We start from the raw sequence: 17,231 nt of genomic DNA, 5'->3' as shown, positions 1-17,231 counted from the left end.
AAAAAAAATTAGTGAGGAAATATCTTATTTAAGATTATTTTTCTGATATCAAATATGAGTCATTTAACTATATTTTGTGGTGCAAAATGTCAGCCATGACACTTATCCTTACCCGCCAAAACGACGAAAAATTTATTTATATTTTTCGTCATTTTATATGTTCATTTATTCATATTGCTGAAAAGTGGTGCTTTCAGTGTTTTACCATGACTAAAAACATGCATGTATGACTTAAAAATTTGTTAATGATGTCTATATTAGTTAACGACATTCAGAAGTGAGATACCTCATAATATGATTTCTGGTCATCGTATGCAGATCACCGACTGGTATCTTAATATCAAGTTGCACTACCCACTTAGGAATTGCCATGTTCAACAGTAGAAGGCAGATTAGCGATTGGTATGCTGAATCAAAAATACCCCGGGAGAACATAGCCAAAGCCCTTTCAATAGCGGGTGTAACACCAGATAAGCGTGATTGGCAGATATTTATTACTCGTTTTCTTCTCTGGGCTGGTGTATCCGCAATTGCCGTATCGTTTTTGTTTTTGATCGCCTATAACTGGCAAGACATGGCAAGGCTGACGCGTTTTGCCGTCGCGCAAACAGCACTTGTAATATCATTTCTCCTGTACTGGCGCTTCCAACATTTGCCTACTGTCTCTGATTGCCTGTTATTTTTAACCAGTCTTGTGCTCGGGGGGCTTCTCGCATTAATGGGGCAAACCTATCAGACGGGCGCTGACTCTTGGCAACTGTTTTTGTTATGGGCCAGCCTGTTGCTTCCATGGGTATACACAGCCCAGTCAAACCCGCTTTCACTGCTAACTTTATCACTTCTCAATCTGAGCCTTTATCTCTGGTTGGGGGTTAATGATGGGTTTCACTGGCAGTGGTGGCCTTCACAATATTCCTTTTTCATCTGGGCTTTTCTTCTCAACACGCTGGCACTGTTTGTGTGGGAGTCAATGCTAAAAAAGAACACACAGCACCCTACTTCGGCAGAGACTCATCGTTGGCCGCTCCGTTTGATTGGCGTTGCCATCACACTCACTGTATTAGGACTGGGGACACTAATGATCACATCAGAAAAAGTCGTCTTTGTACCTCTTTCAATCACAGTTACATGGGTTGTCGGCTCTTACCTTTATTACAAATATCGGCAGCAGGATTTGTACTTTCTCACTTTGCTCGCGTTGTTGCTGATATTGCTGAGTGGCATCGGGTTAATTGATTGGTTTTTTAACGGAACAACTGTCAGTCTTCTGGTGAGCACCGTATATATGATTGCGGTGTCCACGCTTGCAACGGCTTGGCTCAAGCGCGTAAATAGGGAGTTTAATTCATGACAGATGAACCGCGGCTTCTCTGGAAAAAATTAACACATCACCATTTAATTGTCGGGGAGTTTACGCCGCAAACAGACGACCTTCGTAATTGGTATACGGATGCTTTTCAGGCTATCTCCGCCTGGTTGGCAGCAATTTTCGGCCTTGGTTTTTTCGGGTTTATGCTTGGCGATTTAATAAAAAGCCCCCTTATCACAGGCTCATTGGCAAGCCTGTTGATAGGAGCAGGTTACCTTACCTTCCGACACTCTGATTCCCTTCTTAAAACAAATCTCGCCTTTGTGTTCAGTCTGACCGGGCAATTTCTCGCCGCCGTTTGTTTTTTTGGACTCTATGAAAACAACCAAGATAACGAGATGACGGCCTCGATGTTACTGGTCGAAATTCTGTTGGTGTCGTTTATTTCTCATTCACTGCATCGCACGCTTAGCTGTTTATTTGCCGCGAGCCTTTTTTGTTTTTTACTGCTAATTAACGACTATCAATTCCTCGCAACAGGCATCCTTCTGGCACTTGTTAGCTATTTAATACTGACTGAATTTCACTCACCGAAAAGCCAAAAAGTAAAATCAGCACTCTATTCTGGATTGATACCGGCCTTACTTGCAGCGCAAATTTTTATTCAGGCTGATTCAAGCTCGACAGCCGCTAACTCATCTCTGCGATTGAGCGCAGAACTGCTTAATACAGCGGTTCTTGTCGGACTCGTCGCGGTCTTACTTTTCAACCGTTCAACGGCAATCAAGTTTTGGCCCAAACTGGCCGCATTGGTCATGACAGTATTTGTCAGTGTGCTGTCCTACCATGCAAATGGGTTAACCGTAGGCGTCGTATTAGTTTTGTTGGGGTTCAGTTCTGGCCAACGCCTGATTCAAGGGCTGGGTATCGTCAGCATGCTGCTTTTTTTGTCTTGGTATTACTATGATCTCGAGAGCTTATTGATTGATAAAGCCTACACACTGGGCATGCTGGGCTGCACGCTGTTAATAGCAAGATGGGGGATTTTATCTCTCATTGACATAGATAATGAGTCGGATACGGAGAGCAAATCATGAGACGATGGATCGCTGTTGCCGGACTCATTTTATCACTGGCTGTTGTTAATTTTATCATCGTCAGCAAAGAGCAATTGCTACTTAATGGCGAGGAAATTTACTTTGCTCTCGCCCCCGTCGACCCCCGCTCTCTGATGCAGGGAGACTATATGCGGCTCAATTATGCCATCACTAATGATATATATCAGGCAATCAAGATAAGAGAACCTCAGCAACCTGGTATGCCAAAGAGGGACAGTGATGGGGTTGCTGTGATTTCGGTTGATAAAAAAAATATTGCCCAGTTTATCCGGATTAATGATGACAGCCCATTGGCAGCGAATGAATGGAAAATCACCTATCGAGTGAGAAAAAATCGGCTCTATTTTGGTGTGAATAGTTATTTCTTTCAGGAAGGTGACGCAAAAATATACGAAGAGGCGCGTTTTGCTAAGTATCGGGTAAGTAAAGACAGTAAAAATTGGTTACTGGCATCGCTTCACAATCAAAATCTTACGCTGATATCAGGCCGTGAAAAACAACAACAGACCGAATAAAAACAGTGAAATGGCAAGCTGCCTAAAGGAATTTCAACGTATTAAGAAAACATACATTTTGCAGTCTTCCATCACTGCCAAGCTCACACTCCGTTAACAAAAATGTGTTTACTTTTTCATCATTAGATCGATAATGATAATAATTATCATTAGAGGTTGCTTTTATGATGAAAGAATGGGAGATGCTGTGTACAGCTGGTAATGAATGTTTTAACCAGTGCCAATGGCACAAAGCCAAACATTTTTACCTATCGGCATTGGTGATCATGGATGAGTTATTTTCATCTTCACCATCAGACGATGCAGTAATGCTGGCGTGGCTGGTAACCCATCACAATTTAGCAAGCCTCTACGGAGCAACGGGCGATAAAGACGAGCAAATTAAGCACCTGACAACACCATTTATTGTGTTGAGGGATCAACTTAGAGTAACCGCTCCTTCAGATGGCCATTATCCCACCATTCTTCATGCTCTGAATAAGTGTAAGCTCGAGCTGAGTCTAAACACTGATTCCAGCAGTATTAAGAGTCAACAATCGACACTAGAAAATGTAAATCCGGCAAAGCCCGGAGACACAATCCATTAAAAAGGAGTTTTTATGCGATCGGTATTCATTACCCTGTTTACTGCCCTGCTACTTAGTCCATTAGCACAGGCGCACCCAGGACACGATCACAGCCACTGGTCATCATATGCAATTCACGCGGCATGGATAGGTTCTGTCGTTCTGGCAATTGCAGTGGGATTCAGCCTGCTAAAACGCCGCAACATCAAAAACAAACAGGAGAAATAAGTCATGCTGCACAATTTGCTCCAAACCATCGAGCGCATTCATTCCTTCGGCGAGGTCTCCGCACACTGCGACATCCCTTGTAAAATTTACGACCCTCATCATGCTCAAATAGCAGTGCTCACTATGATTCGTACCCTAGACCTTCTCGAGGAACTGAACCAGAAAGATTCACTGACCAAAACAGAAGAAGCTCAGTTTGTCCGTCTGGTGGCGCAAAAAGAAGAGCATGGAATAAAGGTTAAAGACGAAATCAGAGTGATCTGGGGTGACTATTTCAAGCAACCACAACTGGATGCCTTCCCTGAAATTCACGAACTCACTCATTCCATTATGTTACTGACTTCTAAGCTGAAACAAGGCTTAGACAGAGATGTAGGCGAGCAACTTCTTGAGAAAGTTAATCGCTTCGCACAGATATTCTGGGAGAGTAAAAACGTAGCCACTTACACTGCGGACTGCCCTTATCCACCCGCTCTACCCGTTTTATATCCGGACCTGAAAGCCTAACTCAATGTTCGGTATTCGTTTAAACAAGGTGAAGGGATTCAGTATGTTTCCTCGGCTCAGCCCAGGCGACTACGTGGTTTCATTACGCCAACGGAGTGGGGCAAGGCCCCGCCTCGGCGATATGTATGTGTTATCACATCCCACTTATGGTGACATGATAAAAAAGCTAGAGTATGTTGACGATGACAACGCATTTTGGTTTTGCGGTGAAAACCGAGACAGTGTGAGTAAGGAGCAGATTGGTGCTGTTATACCCTCTGACTCATCACCTATTTATCGCGTACTGTACGTCATTCCTTCACCATAAACGGATTAATAAGATGGCGGCCCAGCGGGTCTCCATCTTCTCCTGCCAACGCAAGTTAAGCCGTAACCCAACACGTTATCCTGCACGGAATGTTTATCTTAAATCAAAAAGTAACGATGAACGTCGCATACCAATCAACTTCTTTTCATTAACACAATTACTTCTTCACACGTCTTATTTAATCAGAATAAGTAAGCACTGAATAACTTAAATAACAGTAAGCACTTGTATTAATTAAATTTAGCATCAACTAATTACATATATGAACAAACACTACTTTATTACTACTCACTAAAATCATAATGTTGATTATTTATATGTAGAGTAAAAGCGTTTGATTTTGTCACTCTTTGTCTCGAATAATTGCAAGACAACGCCTCCTCACCGTTAACTTCGACTGTCTTCAATACATCTGATTCTGTAACACATTGAGCTTTACAGACTATTTTGATATCTAACTGAGTGTTTTATCTACTCAAGTTGAATTTCCAAAGACATAAGCAATAATGAGAAACAATATTATTTAATATTCGATAATATGATTCGTTTGGCGCCCATATTTAATTTTTTGAAAAAGGAGTGCAAAAATGAAAAAGGTTTTATTGATTTTGAGCCTGCTATTACCCGCATTTTCTATTATGGCTGCTGAGCATGAAGTAAAGATGCTTAATGGTGGCCCGGAAGGTGCTATGGTATTTTCACCTGCTTATCTGAAAATCAATGTTGGTGACACTGTAAAGTTCGTTCCGACAGACATTGGTCACAACTCAGAATCAATATTTAGCCCTGACGGAGGAGCATCCTGGAAAGGCGAACTGAACAAACCAGTGAGTGCAACTTTCGACAAAGAGGGTGTTTATGCCTACCAGTGTACACCTCATGCCATAATGGCGATGGTGGGTATTATTCAAGTCGGCGATGCTTCAAATAAAGACGACTTTATGAAGTATGTAGATACAAAAGAAGGTGAATTCGCCATTAATAAAGGCAGATTCAAAACCTACGCCGAACAGGTGAAATAACGTTTAAATAAACAATTAAACACAAGTACTGGGCCGTTCACTATCGCTACATAGATAGGCGGCCCAAACGTAAATAAAAGCTCACATCGAAGTCCGTAAGGCCACGGCCACATCAAATTTCTCTTCCTTGATGCATAGAATGAAAATTCACTCCCCATCGACAGCTATATGCTTGCCAATAGCGCCCTTGCAGCCTCAGTAGGATCATCAACACCGCAAATCGCTGATACAACGGCAATACCGTTCGCTCCCGTCTCGAAAATATCAGAAGCGTTGTTTATATCAATGCCGCCAATCGCCACAACAGGAAACGGTGATACCTTAACTGCCCGACTTAAGCCATCAAGACCCCAAGCATTGACTGTATCTGTTTTAGTGGGTGTGGCAAATATGGCACTGAGTCCGATGTAATCGACAGCTTCACTGCTCACCGTCACCAACTGCTGTTCAGTCTCAATGGACAAGCCTATAATCTTATCAGGGCCCAATATCTCGCGGGCTTTAGCTACTGGCATATCCGATTGTCCCAGATGGACACCATCAGCATCTATCGCCAGTGCAATATCCAATCTGTCATTGATGATAAGAGGGACGCCAGTGCCAGCCAGTACTTTTTTAACGGCCTCCGCTCGTTGAAGAAAACGTCGGGTACTTGTTTGTTTCTCCCGCAACTGAACCATTGTGACTCCTCCCTGAATGGCCTGAGTAACCACTTGGGGCAGTGCTACAGTATCTAGTTTTTCATCGGTCACCAGATAGAGCCGATATGGATTCATCATTTTATCTCTCACACGAATAAAACACATCCAAACACCCTGACCAAACTCACTCAGGCTGTTTGGATATCATTAGATTTATGCAATTTTTAGCCGTTTAGCTAACTCATCATCGGTCAGATTGTAAAGTCCATCCGTCAACTGTAACTGGAAACTACCTGGGCCCTGGGATTTTTCCGCCGCAATCTCCCCGGCAACACCCATAACAGCTGCGGCAGCCAAACCCGTGTGGTCACCAGCGGCAGCGAACGCACCAGTCAGTGCACTCAGTGTGCACCCCATGCCCGTTACATAAGGCATAATGGCGTCACCATTCGACAACGTTATCTGGTCATCGGCCGTTACGATGTGGTCTGTCTCACCTGAAATCACTACGTTCGCGCCATATTCAGACACCAGAAAACGTGCGGCTACGATTGCATCAGAACTGCTATCCTGTGCATCCACGCCTTTTGTCTGCGCGTTTTCTCCTGCGAGGGCCATAATTTCAGATGCGTTACCACGGATGATCAACGAATCTGCCAATCTCGCAATATCACGCGATGTTTCAGTACGCAGGGTACTGGCACCACAACCGACAGGATCCAGGATCACAGGCTTTTTATTAGCATTGGCCCGCTCAACAGCAAACAGCATTCTTGGAATCCAGACACTGTCGAGAGTGCCGATATTTATTACCAACGCCCCGGAGAAACTCATCATTTCCGCCATTTCTTCCTTTGAATGCGCCATGATAGGTGACGCACCAACGGCGAGTAACGCATTGGCCGTGTTGTTCATTACTACATAGTTGGTGATATTAACGACTAATGGCTTCTGCTCTCGCACTTGGCCTAACGCATTAATAATTACATCCAGTTTCATAGTCACTCCCTAACGCAAAATATCCAAACCCTGTTGCCAGAAGGCAACTTCCATTCTGGTTGCAGTGGCAAACACTTGAATCAACTGTTGACCACGCCTGCTATTGATATCAACATCTGCCAGCAGGGCATCAATCTGCTCGGTACCCTGCCCAACACTCTGTTGAAATTCTTCTCCCCCATAGAGCTTTATCCAACTGGCATAGGGATTATCGGCCAGCTTACTTGCATCAGTATTGCTCAGAAGTCGCTTACCTATCTGGGCATAGCCAATAGAGCATGGAGCCAACGCCGCAAAAAGGTCCAGCATATCTCCAGCCATACCTGTATCTAGCACGTAGCGTGTATAGGCAACGGTGCCAGCATCTTCAGGCTCTTTTTCAAGGTCTGCTTCAGTGATGCCCCACTCACTGCAATAAGTGATGTGATGGTTAATCTCATGCTCAAGTAAAGCATGTACACTTGGCAGTGCCTGTCGCATATCACTCAGCGTTCTAGCTTTGTATATTGCCAGTGCATAAGCACGTGCATATTGCTTTAGAAACAGAAAGTCCTGCTTTAGATAATGCAGATAACAGGTTTGATCCAGTGTTCCGTCCGCTAGCTGACTGACAAATTCGTGCTCTGTATATTCCTGCCATTCTTGCTGGCAGGCGGCAATCAAATCGGTATATTTCATGTTTTATCCAAAGAGCTAACGTCAGTTGAGATCCGGAACGTAATCCGCTGCTACAGGCACAGACGATATAATGTTGTGTTGGAACATAAAGCGTGCGTAATCATCGTATCGTTTCAGGTCAACAGCAGAGGGGCGCAGCGCAAAACGGGTTAACGTATCCTGCCACGCCCGCTTGTTAAGCTCATTGTTCAACGTATCAGGGGAGTAAGCCACGAACTCGTTCCACGCCTGATCTGGATGATTCACGATATACGTCGTTGCTTGCTCGATTGCCCGATTAAATTTTTGAATGGCCGATTTATCATAACTTTTGGCGTTGGCGACAAAGACCAGTTCATCATAGGCAGGTACCCCATGCTCTTCTGGGAAAAAGGCTTTTGACTTATAGCCCTCTATCGCCAGTTGGTTAGTTTCGAAGTTTCGAAAACCACCCCAGATTGCATCGACTTTGCCTGATGCCAATGATGATGACAGTGCCCAGCCTACATGGATGATTTCAACGTCATTATATTCGATCCCCTGGCTGCCTAGCATGGTGCCAATGGTCGCTTCTTCATTACCCGCAATGGCAATACCAATTTTTTTACCCTTTAAATCAGAAAGGTCAGTCAGCTTTTTGTTGTCCAGCACCATAAGGGTATTAAGAGGTGTCGCAACCAGTGTGGCTGCGCGAATAAGGGGTAACCCGGCTGCAACGTCGATAGTCAGGTTCGGCTGATAGGAGATGGCTAGATCCACTTTGTTTGCCGCAACCAATTTAGGTGGCGTACTCGGATCTGCAGGCTCCTGAATAGTGACCTTAAGCCCTGCTTTTTGGAAATATCCTTTCTGCTGAGCAATCACTATGGGTCCATGATTTGGGTTCACAAACCAGTCAAGCATAAGAGTCAGGGGTTTTTCTTCTGCAAAAGCTGAAAGTGGAAACAAAAGCCATATGGCAAAAGTAACAACAATTTTTTTCATTGGAGTAAATTCCTTTTTTAAACAGTGTTGCCCCGGTTAAGACCAAGGGATCAGTTTTTTCAGTAAAAAGTCAGTAATGAAGTAAAGCGCGACCGCCATCAGCGATAGCAAAAACAGTGCAGCAAACATTTCGTCTATCATCATGCGAGCATTTGCCTGCAACATGAGGTATCCCAACCCTTTGCTGGCACCTACCCATTCACCCGCAACTGCACCTATGGGTGCAATAACCACCGCAATTCGGAGACCAGACGCGATTGAGGGCATAGCTGCGGGTAATCTGACATGGCGTAATAACTGCCACTTTGAGGCGCCCATGGTCTGCGCAAGATCCAGATAGCCTTTGGGGGTTGCATTCAAGCCATCAAAACAGCAGGTTGTCACAGGAAAAAAGATAATAATGGCCGCCATTACCACCTTTGAACATATGCCGTAGCCAAGCCACAACATCAATACAGGCGCAATGGCGAAAACAGGAATAGCCTGACTGGCAATCAATAGCGGTAACATCCAGACTTTCAATGGACGAAAAAGCAACATCTGCAGGGCAAAGATAAAACCAACACTCAGCCCCAAGGCCAAGCCAAGTAAAATCTCCTGTCCCGTCACGAATGCATGACTCAGTAACACATCGTGGCGGCTGATAAGCCGAGAAAAAACCGCATCCGGTGACGGCAAAATAAAACTAGGCAGTTCAAAAAGACTTACGATGGCTTGCCAGAGACCAATGAGAACAATGAGGCTTATTATCACCCGCAGAACAGGCCTGCCTACATCGGTTAGCTTCGTCCGGTAACGGCTAAGAGTAAGCAGTGGTTCAAAGACCTGCATATTGCCCTCCCTTTGCTCCCAGCATTGATAAGATTGTCTGTTGCAAAGAGATTGCATCCACATCAATGTCTCGCGGTGTTTGACTCATTGGTACTGCTAATGGAGACGCGTATGCCGGGCTTCCCTGAAAAATGTAGATGGCATCAGCAAGGCGAGCAGCCTCCTGTGGGTCGTGGGTCACCAGTAATATCGTTTTACCTTTGAGTAACCTGACCGCCAGATCCTGAAGTTGATAACGGGTCACAGCATCGACGGCTGAAAACGGCTCGTCCATCAGCACCACTGGCTTGTCTTGCATCAGAGTTCTTGCCAATGCAACACGCTGTCGCATACCGCCAGACAATTGTTCTGGATAACTCTCGGCCACCTCGTCAAGTCCAACAGCCTTGAGCAACATTCTTGCCCTATCGTAATCCGCACTTTTTCCACCAAACCGCTGGCTCAGACAGATGTTCTCCATCACATTCAGCCATGGGTATAGCAAATCCTGCTGGGCCATATAGGCGACACGATCAGACAATGGAATACCGTCAGAGGTAAGAACGTCCCCGTGAAACACGGTGCCGGGCTCAAGAAGTCCAGCGAGAGCGCGTAACATGGTGGTTTTACCGCAACCACTTTTTCCCAAAATACTGGTCCATTTCCCAGCAGGCATCACCATGTTGACACTTGATAAGGTCTTGTTCTCAGAAGTTTGATACTGAATAGCGACCCGGGATAATTGAATACCGACCGCGTCAGTCATAAGACTTCAACGTGAAAAAGTGATTAACAGGACCGTGCCCCTGGCCCACCTGCAAGGAATCGGCGAAGCGGATAGCCTCTGAAATATATTCTTTGGCTTTTGCTACTGCTGACTCCAGTTCCATCCCCTGAGCCAGATAGGACGCAAGGGCTGAAGACAGCGTACAGCCAGTACCATGGGTATTATTGGTTGCAATCCGTGGCGATGAAAAGCGCGAAACCTGACCCGCTTTGAGAAGATAATCTGTACTTTGGTCGTCGTGTTCGTCATGCCCCCCCTTGAGCAGTACGGCGTTAGTCGGCAGTTGCTGCAGAAGTGGAATCAGTGACTCTGTCGCTCGCTCTTTCAGATCGACACCTGTTAGGGCTGCCGCCTCTGGAAGATTCGGAGTGATCACAGTAGCCAACGGCAGTAGGCGGGTTTTGAGAGACTCTATGGCGGCGGTTTTCAGGAGCAAATCACCACTGGTTGCCACCATAACAGGATCAAGGACAATAAGATCAGGCTGATACTGGGTCAGCTTTTCAGCTACAGCCTCAATAATATCTGAGTCAGCCAACATGCCAATTTTGACTGCTCTGACATCAAGGTCGGTAAAAATAGAATCTAGCTGCTGACAGACAAAGTCAACAGGAATGGGCAGGATGCCCTGTACTCCTACTGTATTTTGCGCAGTGAGTGCCGTGATAGCTGAGCAGGCATACCCGCCTGTTGCAGATATCGCCTTAATATCGGCCTGAATACCTGCTCCACCGCCACTGTCAGAGCCAGCGATAGTCAATATAATAGGAGTGGAATTGCTCGGGTCGGTACGCATATCGGTTCCTTGTAAAAAAGCAAAGGAAACCGGAAGTCATGCAGGTATTTATCTTATTTATAATGGCAGTAACACTTTTGACAGAGTCCGCTTCTGCAATATTCATAGTTCCCTACGCCAGTATTATCTGTTCAGGTTCAACGGGTCTCGCACAGCGATCTCAGCGAAAAGCTCCCCGACTATCTCTTCATTGTTAACTATTTTTCGCCTCCGGGTAAAGCCCTACAGAAACGAAAATGATGAACTTTAAAAATTAAATGATAATTGTGTTAATAAATCAAGGCCAATATTGTTAATAAACAGTTGCATCCATCCAGTTCGACGATAGAAAAAAGTAAAAAGCATAATGTTTCTTTAAAACATTAAAAATTAAACAAAAAACAGCAAATAGACTCTCTCGCTCAATTAGTCTAACTATGATGCAGGGGTCAAATGTAAACATAATGTTGCATACTTGGTGTTCATATGAGACTGAAGTTGGTCGCATAAACTTCAACCAAACCAACTGGTCTGACTTGTTTGTCCTTTTATCCGCGTTACTTTTCGATGGTCTCATCTTATGAAGTATCGAAGGAGTATTTGAGCCACGCAGTAACTGTTTATAAACAATAGGTTAAAAGGATATTACCATGCGTAAGATAACGTTAGCCGCGCTGACAACTGCAATGATGACATTGCATTCACCAGTGATGGCCACGGCAGATATTGATCCACAAATTGTTGGAGGGGTGGAGTCAGTACCTTACTCTCGTCCATACCAAGTCGCGTTGTTAATGAACGGCAGGCAAGGCTGTGGCGGTACACTTGTAGCAAGCCGATGGGTGTTAACGGCGGCACACTGTCTGGATAATGCATCAACATCAGGACTGACAGTTCGAGTCGGCGCTCATAGCATGAGAGCCAATGATGGCCAGAGTATCCGGGTCAAAAACATTATAAAACACCCTAACTGGCAAGGCTCCCGAGGCATCCAAAGCGGTTATGATATCGGCTTGTTAGAACTCTCTTCACCTGCAAGCTCTGAATACAAGCCAGCTAAACTACCTACCGCACAAATTGAGCAGCAATATGCTGGCGTTGGAAGCCAGAATGTTGTTGTGTCCGGTTGGGGTCTCACCAGCAATCGTGGTTCACAAAGTGACGTCCTTCGTGAAGTAGTACTGCCTGTTATATCCAACTCCAGCTGTAGCAGTGAGCTGCGATCAAATCTGCCAAGCTCAGTGATTTGTGGCGGTGGTACGTTAAATGGCAGACAAGTTTCAGCGTGTAACGGCGACAGTGGTGGCCCATACGCTGTTACTGTAGGCAGTGACGTTTACAGTATAGGCACAGTAAGTTGGGGTAAACAGTGCCGTGGTGCAACAGTGTTTACCCGTACCAGCAGTTACCTGAATTGGATTCAGGGGTATATCGGTCGTATTACTGAGACCCCACCAGTCGCTGACTTTTCACACAGCGTGAACGGCCTTACTGTTAACTTTACTGACACATCCAGAGACGAAGACGGTGTGGTTGTTTCTCAGGAATGGAACTTTGGCGACGGAAATACAGCTATTGGTGCTAACGTATCGCACACCTATGCAACCGAAGGAACTTACACTGTCACAATCAAAGCGACTGATGATGATAACCTTTCAGATACTCATGCAGATTCAGTGACTGTTGGCAAGCCATCGAAAGGTTGTAACGGTTTACCTGCCTGGTCTGCAAGTCAGAACTATGCACTGAGAGACACTGTCAGCTACAAAGGGCGTAAGTATGAGGCTACATGGTGGTCTACTGGTGCAGCACCCGATGTCTACACCAATGTCTGGAAAGACTTAGGCGTGTGTGATGGTGATGTCGGTGGTGGTGAGCCAAATGCAGCATTTGATTATACGAAAAGTGGTCTGACAGTCAGCTTCACTAACACGTCCATTGACGACAAAGGTATCGCAAGCGTTAACTGGAACTTTGGTGACGGTAAAACATCTCAGTCAATGAACCCAAGACATACTTATGCTTCTGGAGGTTCTTATCGTGTTGTACTGACGGTAGTTGATACGGATGGCCAAACAGACGAAGAGATCAAAGAGATTAACCTTGATTCTGGAAGCTGTAGTGCTCCTGCATGGAACGCTGAAACCGTTTATTTAACGGGCGACCGAGCTTCTGCTGGCGGAAAAGTTTATGAAGCCAGATGGTGGGTTCAAGGTGAAAATCCTGCAGCGTCAGGGCCTTGGGGACCTTGGAAATCCGTTGGTAATTGCTAACAATAATCATCAATTGATAAAAAGCTGGTCGCCTTTAGACCGGCTTTTTATATCTGAAAAACAGTAATTTCTCATCATAAAAACCGCTAAGCTCCCTTTGTTGTCTGTCACCTCGTGTTGTGGCAGTCTTAATTTTTTCTATCACCTCTTTGCCGAATATGCCCGCCAATATGCAACACACGCGATACATCACGGTTGATCTCGAAATCCGTTCGTCACTGCCTTTTCATAAGCTGGTTGATTTTTTTGAAAAAGCTGATGAATATGCTCACCTTCATTTCGATAAAGACACAAATGAATGGTCAATTAGCAGTAGCTTAGACCCTAAACATTCGCCAAATGCTTGCATCGTATATTACATTGAATGGATTAAAAGTTTCCCGGATGATGTCAGGCAAGAATGGGGGCACGCACACCAGAAATGTATGAATATCGGTTACAGTGTGTCTTCATCGCACTGGGGATTTGTTGAAAATATCTCGTCGGATACGTTGGCAGAAATGGCGGCACTGGGGCTGTCTTTGGCTGTCACCCTCTACCCCATTGATATGCAGGAAAACTACATTGATACCGAAGGTGAGTGAAACTATGACATATTTTTTATTGACTCAGCTCAGATATATAAGAACCGCAGCAATTACATTGATAAATATCCGTCAAACAATCGTAATTTAGCCGCTATGTTTTTATTAGCTAATATCACCTACTGCACAATAAGCGTTAATTATTTAACAGAGCACTTGCTCACTCTCCTGTGATTGAATGAGAAGGTAGGCATCATTATAGAATGATGTGAAATCAATATAAGAGGATTAAAGCTCTGATATAGTCATTATGCCACTCTGCTTTTTACCGATGTTCTGATGTGGACACATGAAGCGTTGAAATATCATTATTCATTCACCGTTGATTTATTTGTTCCCCACCCACTTGTAGATAAATAGAAAAAGGAAAAACATGCAGTCGCATCCCGACATCACCTGGGTCATTCTTGCAGGCGGCCGAGCAATAAGAATGAATGGACAAGATAAGGGCCTGATCAAGCTGAACGAGAAGCCTTTGATCGCGTATGTTCACGAGCAACTCTCCAAACAAGGCGCCGCAATCACAATCAACGCCAACCGCAATCAGGATATCTATCACCAGTATGGCGACGTCTTTGGAGATGTCTTCGAGGGCTACCCGGGACCTCTGGGAGGAATGCATGCAGCGATGACGACCCTAAGCTCAGACTGGCTGGGTTTTGTGCCCTGTGACTGCCCCAACCTGCCATCTACATTAGTCGATCGAATGCAGTCGGCAATCAAACCAGATACTGAGATTGTCGTTGCCCACGACGGTGAGCACGTTCAGCCAGTGGTGACTTTAATGAAAAGGAGCCTTTTTAAGAAGCTGGATGATTTCCTCCGTGGCGGTGACCGAAAAATCGTTTTACTTTATGACATGTGCAAAACTGAAGTTGTCGATTTTGGCGATCAACACGATGCCTTTATTAATCTGAATACCCCTGACGAGCTGGAAAGGTATGGTCAGTTATCATGAGAAAAGTGAAATGCTCTCGACCTGTACTTGGCTTTGCTGCATAAAACGGTACAGGAAAGACCACACTGCCGGAAAAAAACTCCAACGCTGACTGAGGCTGGGATAAGAACGAACTTCAACAACATTCTTAAATGAGTTGACGGACGTTACTGAGGTTTCACTCGGACATGTATATGAAGGCCTTAGCGATGGATGTTGATGTAGCTTCGTTTTGTTAAGGCTGTTAGGAGAGGTGCCGGTTCGATAAAATCAATATGGTCTTTATTACATGCACGAATAATCGGTTTTACATTTCAACCAGAACCGCCCAGTGTTTTGTATAAGTGATCAAACACTACACGGACCCGGCGGCTGGTATGAAGCTCGCGATGCACTACCAGCCAATATTGACCTTCAAAGACGACCTGATCGGGGCAAAGGCGAACCATGTGCTCACATTGTTGGGCTACGTTGGTGAACATGACTCCAACGCCTAAGCCTTGCTGAGCTAATGCCCAATGAGCAAAATGGCTATTGGCACGCAGCATTATTTGAGCGTCAGTGACATAGATTCCCTTTGAGTGTAATTGCTCACGAAATTGGTCTCGACCATCAGTAAAACCGATAAACTGCGCTTGGGTAAGATCGGCAATGGTTTCAGGAAAGCCCAATTCTTGGGCGTAACTCTTTGTGGCATATAAGCCCAATTCAAAATCACACAAACGCTTGGCGATTAAATCTGGCTCTGTTGGTTGATAGGCACGAATGGCAATGTCTGCTTCGCGCCGTTTCAAATCGCTGCTGTGATCAGTGCCCATGATGTCTAACTGTAAATTGGGATACTGCTGGTGCAATTGTTTCAACACAGGAGACAGCTCAAACGCCGACATAACCATACAACTGATACGCACTGTACCTGCAATACTACTGGTCTGCCCCATGGCACTTAGTGATAGTGCAGATGCCGCCTCAGCCATGGTTTTCACATGTTCAACCAATGCCAGAGCTTGCGGGGTTGGCTCAATGCCTTTACCGACTCGCTCGAACAACACGATACCCAGACTTTTTTCCAAAGCCGCCATCTGACGACTCAGGGTAGGCTGAGCGACCTGAAGAGTTTTGGCAGCAGCCGAGAGTGATCCCTGCTCGACCGTGAGTAAAAATGCTTTAATGTGGTTCCAGTCAAAATTGACGGCCTGCCAGTTTATCGTCATGCGCCTACTCTTGGTCTTCCATACATTTATGTATATCTGGTATCAACGATCATGCAATTTACATCTGGTCCTATTGTGGCAGACTTTGTTTTGTATTCTCAATGACATAGGAGACCTTCCCCATGGCCGATGCCATTTTTTGGAACAAAGTCGCTGATAAATATGCCGATACCCCTATTGCCAATGAATCGATTTACCAACAAAAATTGGCCATTACGGATAAATATTTGACGGAACAATCAGAGATCTTAGAGTTTGGTTGCGGTACCGGTTCGACAGCCCTGATTCACGCACCTAAGGTAAACTCTTATACCGCTCTGGATATTTCGACACGTATGATTGAAATTGCCAATGAGAAACTGCAACAAACCCCGCAGTCGAACCTGACTTTTATCGAAAGCACATTGGAAAACTGGCAGCAAGCGCATCCTGATACTAGCTATGATGTCGTTCTGGGTTTAAATGTGTTGCATTTGATGGCCGATTATAGACAGGTGATCAGCCAAAGCTTTGAGGTGCTGAAACCCGGTGGCTACTTCATCACCAGCAGCGTTTGTTTTGATCGCTTTTCTTGGCTTAACATCGCTTTGCCTGTGATGAAGTTAGTTGGTAAGGCACCTCATGTAGAGAAATTTACCGCTGAACAGTTGATGCAAGCCATGCTAGATGCGGGTTTCGATCTGGCTCAGGAATGGGAACCGAGTCCGAACAGTCAGCAGTCGTTTTTGGTAATGCAAAGACCTAAGCACACCTGATTGTGAGAAACCACCTTTACTCTATTCCGAGTCTTTTCAGTTTTATGGATAGAAATATGTGGGGGTCACTTCAACTTAATACGAGTGAAAAACGTGGTATCAAACACTCTCTGGAACAGGTATGTCTGGCAGGTACCCTCACCGATATCACTGAGGAAGTCTTGATTCGGTTTAATCAAGACTGTCCCCAGAACATACCCTGTTAGATAACAGCGATTCAATAATAGCTACGTATTATAAGGA

The 17,231-nt window shown here is 45.0% G+C and carries 21 protein-coding genes and 1 riboswitch; of the genes, 13 read left to right on the top strand and 8 right to left on the bottom strand.

All coding sequences use genetic code 11. From position 1 onward, the window contains the following. Positions 1-370: 370 nt before the first annotated feature. The 8 genes from A8L45_RS02270 (at position 371) to A8L45_RS02235 (ending at position 5,572) form a co-directional block, all read left to right on the top strand. Positions 371-1,351 carry a DUF2157 domain-containing protein gene (locus A8L45_RS02270; RefSeq protein ID WP_068898783.1) on the top strand — a complete coding sequence of 327 codons (981 nt, stop codon included), beginning with the start codon at positions 371-373 and terminating at the stop codon, positions 1,349-1,351. Further along, a complete protein-coding gene (locus A8L45_RS02265) occupies positions 1,348-2,406 on the top strand; it encodes a DUF4401 domain-containing protein (RefSeq protein WP_068898780.1) in 1,059 nt (352 codons plus the stop codon). Before A8L45_RS02270 ends, A8L45_RS02265 begins: the two co-directional genes overlap by 4 nt. Next, on the top strand, positions 2,403-2,942 hold the full coding sequence (locus A8L45_RS02260; RefSeq protein ID WP_068898778.1) for a GDYXXLXY domain-containing protein: 540 nt from the start codon (positions 2,403-2,405) through the stop codon (positions 2,940-2,942). The genes A8L45_RS02265 and A8L45_RS02260 overlap by 4 nt, the downstream gene beginning before the upstream one ends. A 164-nt stretch (positions 2,943-3,106) precedes the next feature. Then, complete coding sequence (locus A8L45_RS02255) at positions 3,107-3,529, top strand: DUF2753 family protein (protein ID WP_068898775.1); 423 nt, start codon at positions 3,107-3,109, stop codon at positions 3,527-3,529. Between the two features lie 12 nt (positions 3,530-3,541). Beyond that, a complete protein-coding gene (locus A8L45_RS02250) occupies positions 3,542-3,736 on the top strand; it encodes a DUF6732 family protein (protein WP_068898773.1) in 195 nt (64 codons plus the stop codon). Positions 3,737-3,739: 3 nt separating this feature from the next. Then, positions 3,740-4,243 carry a superoxide dismutase, Ni gene (gene sodN / locus A8L45_RS02245; protein WP_068898771.1) on the top strand — a complete coding sequence of 168 codons (504 nt, stop codon included), beginning with the start codon at positions 3,740-3,742 and terminating at the stop codon, positions 4,241-4,243. Between the two features lie 43 nt (positions 4,244-4,286). After that, positions 4,287-4,550, top strand: coding sequence for a S24/S26 family peptidase (locus A8L45_RS02240; protein ID WP_068898769.1), 264 nt, complete (start codon positions 4,287-4,289; stop codon positions 4,548-4,550). Positions 4,551-5,137: 587 nt separating this feature from the next. Next, positions 5,138-5,572 carry a pseudoazurin gene (locus tag A8L45_RS02235; RefSeq protein WP_068898768.1) on the top strand — a complete coding sequence of 145 codons (435 nt, stop codon included), beginning with the start codon at positions 5,138-5,140 and terminating at the stop codon, positions 5,570-5,572. 164 nt (positions 5,573-5,736) lie between these two features. On the opposite strand, the gene thiE is transcribed toward A8L45_RS02235, so the two are convergent. The 7 genes from thiE to thiD all read right to left on the bottom strand — a co-directional run bounded on the left by thiE (position 5,737) and on the right by thiD (position 11,246). Further along, positions 5,737-6,348 (bottom strand): thiamine phosphate synthase, encoded by a 612-nt coding sequence (gene thiE / locus A8L45_RS02230; RefSeq protein ID WP_068898998.1) that lies wholly within the window; start codon positions 6,346-6,348, stop codon positions 5,737-5,739. A 78-nt stretch (positions 6,349-6,426) separates the two neighbouring features. Beyond that, positions 6,427-7,212 (bottom strand): hydroxyethylthiazole kinase, encoded by a 786-nt coding sequence (thiM, locus tag A8L45_RS02225; protein WP_068898766.1) that lies wholly within the window; start codon positions 7,210-7,212, stop codon positions 6,427-6,429. 9 nt (positions 7,213-7,221) lie between these two features. After that, positions 7,222-7,890, bottom strand: a complete 669-nt coding sequence (gene tenA / locus A8L45_RS02220) for a thiaminase II (RefSeq protein WP_068898764.1) — start codon at positions 7,888-7,890, stop codon at positions 7,222-7,224. Between the two features lie 21 nt (positions 7,891-7,911). After that, positions 7,912-8,853, bottom strand: a complete 942-nt coding sequence (locus A8L45_RS02215) for an ABC transporter substrate-binding protein (protein WP_068898762.1) — start codon at positions 8,851-8,853, stop codon at positions 7,912-7,914. Between the two features lie 36 nt (positions 8,854-8,889). Beyond that, positions 8,890-9,684 carry an ABC transporter permease gene (locus A8L45_RS02210; RefSeq protein WP_139122285.1) on the bottom strand — a complete coding sequence of 265 codons (795 nt, stop codon included), beginning with the start codon at positions 9,682-9,684 and terminating at the stop codon, positions 8,890-8,892. After that, entirely contained in the window at positions 9,671-10,429 is a 759-nt protein-coding gene (locus tag A8L45_RS02205) for an ABC transporter ATP-binding protein (protein ID WP_068898760.1), read from the bottom strand. The genes A8L45_RS02210 and A8L45_RS02205 overlap by 14 nt, the downstream gene beginning before the upstream one ends. Further along, positions 10,422-11,246, bottom strand: coding sequence for a bifunctional hydroxymethylpyrimidine kinase/phosphomethylpyrimidine kinase (gene thiD, locus A8L45_RS02200; protein WP_068898758.1), 825 nt, complete (start codon positions 11,244-11,246; stop codon positions 10,422-10,424). Before thiD ends, A8L45_RS02205 begins: the two co-directional genes overlap by 8 nt. A gap of 92 nt (positions 11,247-11,338) precedes the next feature. Continuing rightward, positions 11,339-11,434, bottom strand: a riboswitch (TPP riboswitch). Between the two features lie 441 nt (positions 11,435-11,875). Between thiD and A8L45_RS02195 the strand changes: the two genes are divergently transcribed. From A8L45_RS02195 to mobA, 3 genes are all read left to right on the top strand, one after another. Continuing rightward, positions 11,876-13,498 (top strand): trypsin-like serine protease, encoded by a 1,623-nt coding sequence (locus tag A8L45_RS02195; protein WP_068898756.1) that lies wholly within the window; start codon positions 11,876-11,878, stop codon positions 13,496-13,498. Between the two features lie 119 nt (positions 13,499-13,617). Next, on the top strand, positions 13,618-14,082 hold the full coding sequence (locus tag A8L45_RS02190; RefSeq protein ID WP_175401884.1) for a hypothetical protein: 465 nt from the start codon (positions 13,618-13,620) through the stop codon (positions 14,080-14,082). 373 nt (positions 14,083-14,455) lie between these two features. Next, a complete protein-coding gene (gene mobA, locus A8L45_RS02185) occupies positions 14,456-15,040 on the top strand; it encodes a molybdenum cofactor guanylyltransferase MobA (RefSeq protein WP_068898751.1) in 585 nt (194 codons plus the stop codon). A 293-nt stretch (positions 15,041-15,333) separates the two neighbouring features. Here the strand turns inward: mobA and A8L45_RS02180 are convergent, their stop codons facing one another. Continuing rightward, a complete protein-coding gene (locus tag A8L45_RS02180; protein WP_083228150.1) occupies positions 15,334-16,233 on the bottom strand; it encodes a LysR family transcriptional regulator in 900 nt (299 codons plus the stop codon). A gap of 122 nt (positions 16,234-16,355) precedes the next feature. Between A8L45_RS02180 and A8L45_RS02175 the strand changes: the two genes are divergently transcribed. Both A8L45_RS02175 and A8L45_RS24380 read left to right on the top strand, forming a co-directional pair. Next, positions 16,356-16,988, top strand: a complete 633-nt coding sequence (locus A8L45_RS02175) for a class I SAM-dependent methyltransferase (RefSeq protein WP_068898749.1) — start codon at positions 16,356-16,358, stop codon at positions 16,986-16,988. A gap of 56 nt (positions 16,989-17,044) precedes the next feature. Next, positions 17,045-17,194 carry a hypothetical protein gene (locus A8L45_RS24380; RefSeq protein WP_175401883.1) on the top strand — a complete coding sequence of 50 codons (150 nt, stop codon included), beginning with the start codon at positions 17,045-17,047 and terminating at the stop codon, positions 17,192-17,194. Positions 17,195-17,231: the final 37 nt, after the last annotated feature.

Source organism: Veronia pacifica (genome assembly GCF_001707825.1).
In the GTDB taxonomy this organism is placed as follows: domain Bacteria; phylum Pseudomonadota; class Gammaproteobacteria; order Enterobacterales; family Vibrionaceae; genus Veronia; species Veronia pacifica.
The sequence above is the reverse complement of the archived record's forward strand: the minus strand, read 5'-3'. Positions and strand labels throughout refer to the sequence as shown.

Bases quoted from the DNA above. Each gene is read 5' to 3' on its own strand.
- A8L45_RS02250 (WP_068898773.1), top strand. From the start codon at position 3,542: ATGCGATCGGTATTCATTACCCTGTTTACTGCCCTGCTACTTAGTCCA.
- A8L45_RS02260 (WP_068898778.1), top strand. From the start codon at position 2,403: ATGAGACGATGGATCGCTGTTGCCGGACTCATTTTATCACTGGCTGTT.
- thiM (WP_068898766.1), bottom strand. From the start codon at position 7,212: ATGAAACTGGATGTAATTATTAATGCGTTAGGCCAAGTGCGAGAGCAG.
- A8L45_RS24380 (WP_175401883.1), top strand. From the start codon at position 17,045: ATGTGGGGGTCACTTCAACTTAATACGAGTGAAAAACGTGGTATCAAA.
- A8L45_RS02205 (WP_068898760.1), bottom strand. From the start codon at position 10,429: ATGACTGACGCGGTCGGTATTCAATTATCCCGGGTCGCTATTCAGTAT.
- A8L45_RS02255 (WP_068898775.1), top strand. From the start codon at position 3,107: ATGATGAAAGAATGGGAGATGCTGTGTACAGCTGGTAATGAATGTTTT.
- sodN (WP_068898771.1), top strand. From the start codon at position 3,740: ATGCTGCACAATTTGCTCCAAACCATCGAGCGCATTCATTCCTTCGGC.
- mobA (WP_068898751.1), top strand. From the start codon at position 14,456: ATGCAGTCGCATCCCGACATCACCTGGGTCATTCTTGCAGGCGGCCGA.
- A8L45_RS02235 (WP_068898768.1), top strand. From the start codon at position 5,138: ATGAAAAAGGTTTTATTGATTTTGAGCCTGCTATTACCCGCATTTTCT.
- thiE (WP_068898998.1), bottom strand. From the start codon at position 6,348: ATGAATCCATATCGGCTCTATCTGGTGACCGATGAAAAACTAGATACT.
- A8L45_RS02195 (WP_068898756.1), top strand. From the start codon at position 11,876: ATGCGTAAGATAACGTTAGCCGCGCTGACAACTGCAATGATGACATTG.
- A8L45_RS02215 (WP_068898762.1), bottom strand. From the start codon at position 8,853: ATGAAAAAAATTGTTGTTACTTTTGCCATATGGCTTTTGTTTCCACTT.
- A8L45_RS02265 (WP_068898780.1), top strand. From the start codon at position 1,348: ATGACAGATGAACCGCGGCTTCTCTGGAAAAAATTAACACATCACCAT.
- tenA (WP_068898764.1), bottom strand. From the start codon at position 7,890: ATGAAATATACCGATTTGATTGCCGCCTGCCAGCAAGAATGGCAGGAA.
- A8L45_RS02180 (WP_083228150.1), bottom strand. From the start codon at position 16,233: ATGACGATAAACTGGCAGGCCGTCAATTTTGACTGGAACCACATTAAA.
- A8L45_RS02210 (WP_139122285.1), bottom strand. From the start codon at position 9,684: ATGCAGGTCTTTGAACCACTGCTTACTCTTAGCCGTTACCGGACGAAG.
- A8L45_RS02175 (WP_068898749.1), top strand. From the start codon at position 16,356: ATGGCCGATGCCATTTTTTGGAACAAAGTCGCTGATAAATATGCCGAT.
- A8L45_RS02270 (WP_068898783.1), top strand. From the start codon at position 371: ATGTTCAACAGTAGAAGGCAGATTAGCGATTGGTATGCTGAATCAAAA.
- thiD (WP_068898758.1), bottom strand. From the start codon at position 11,246: ATGCGTACCGACCCGAGCAATTCCACTCCTATTATATTGACTATCGCT.
- A8L45_RS02240 (WP_068898769.1), top strand. From the start codon at position 4,287: ATGTTTCCTCGGCTCAGCCCAGGCGACTACGTGGTTTCATTACGCCAA.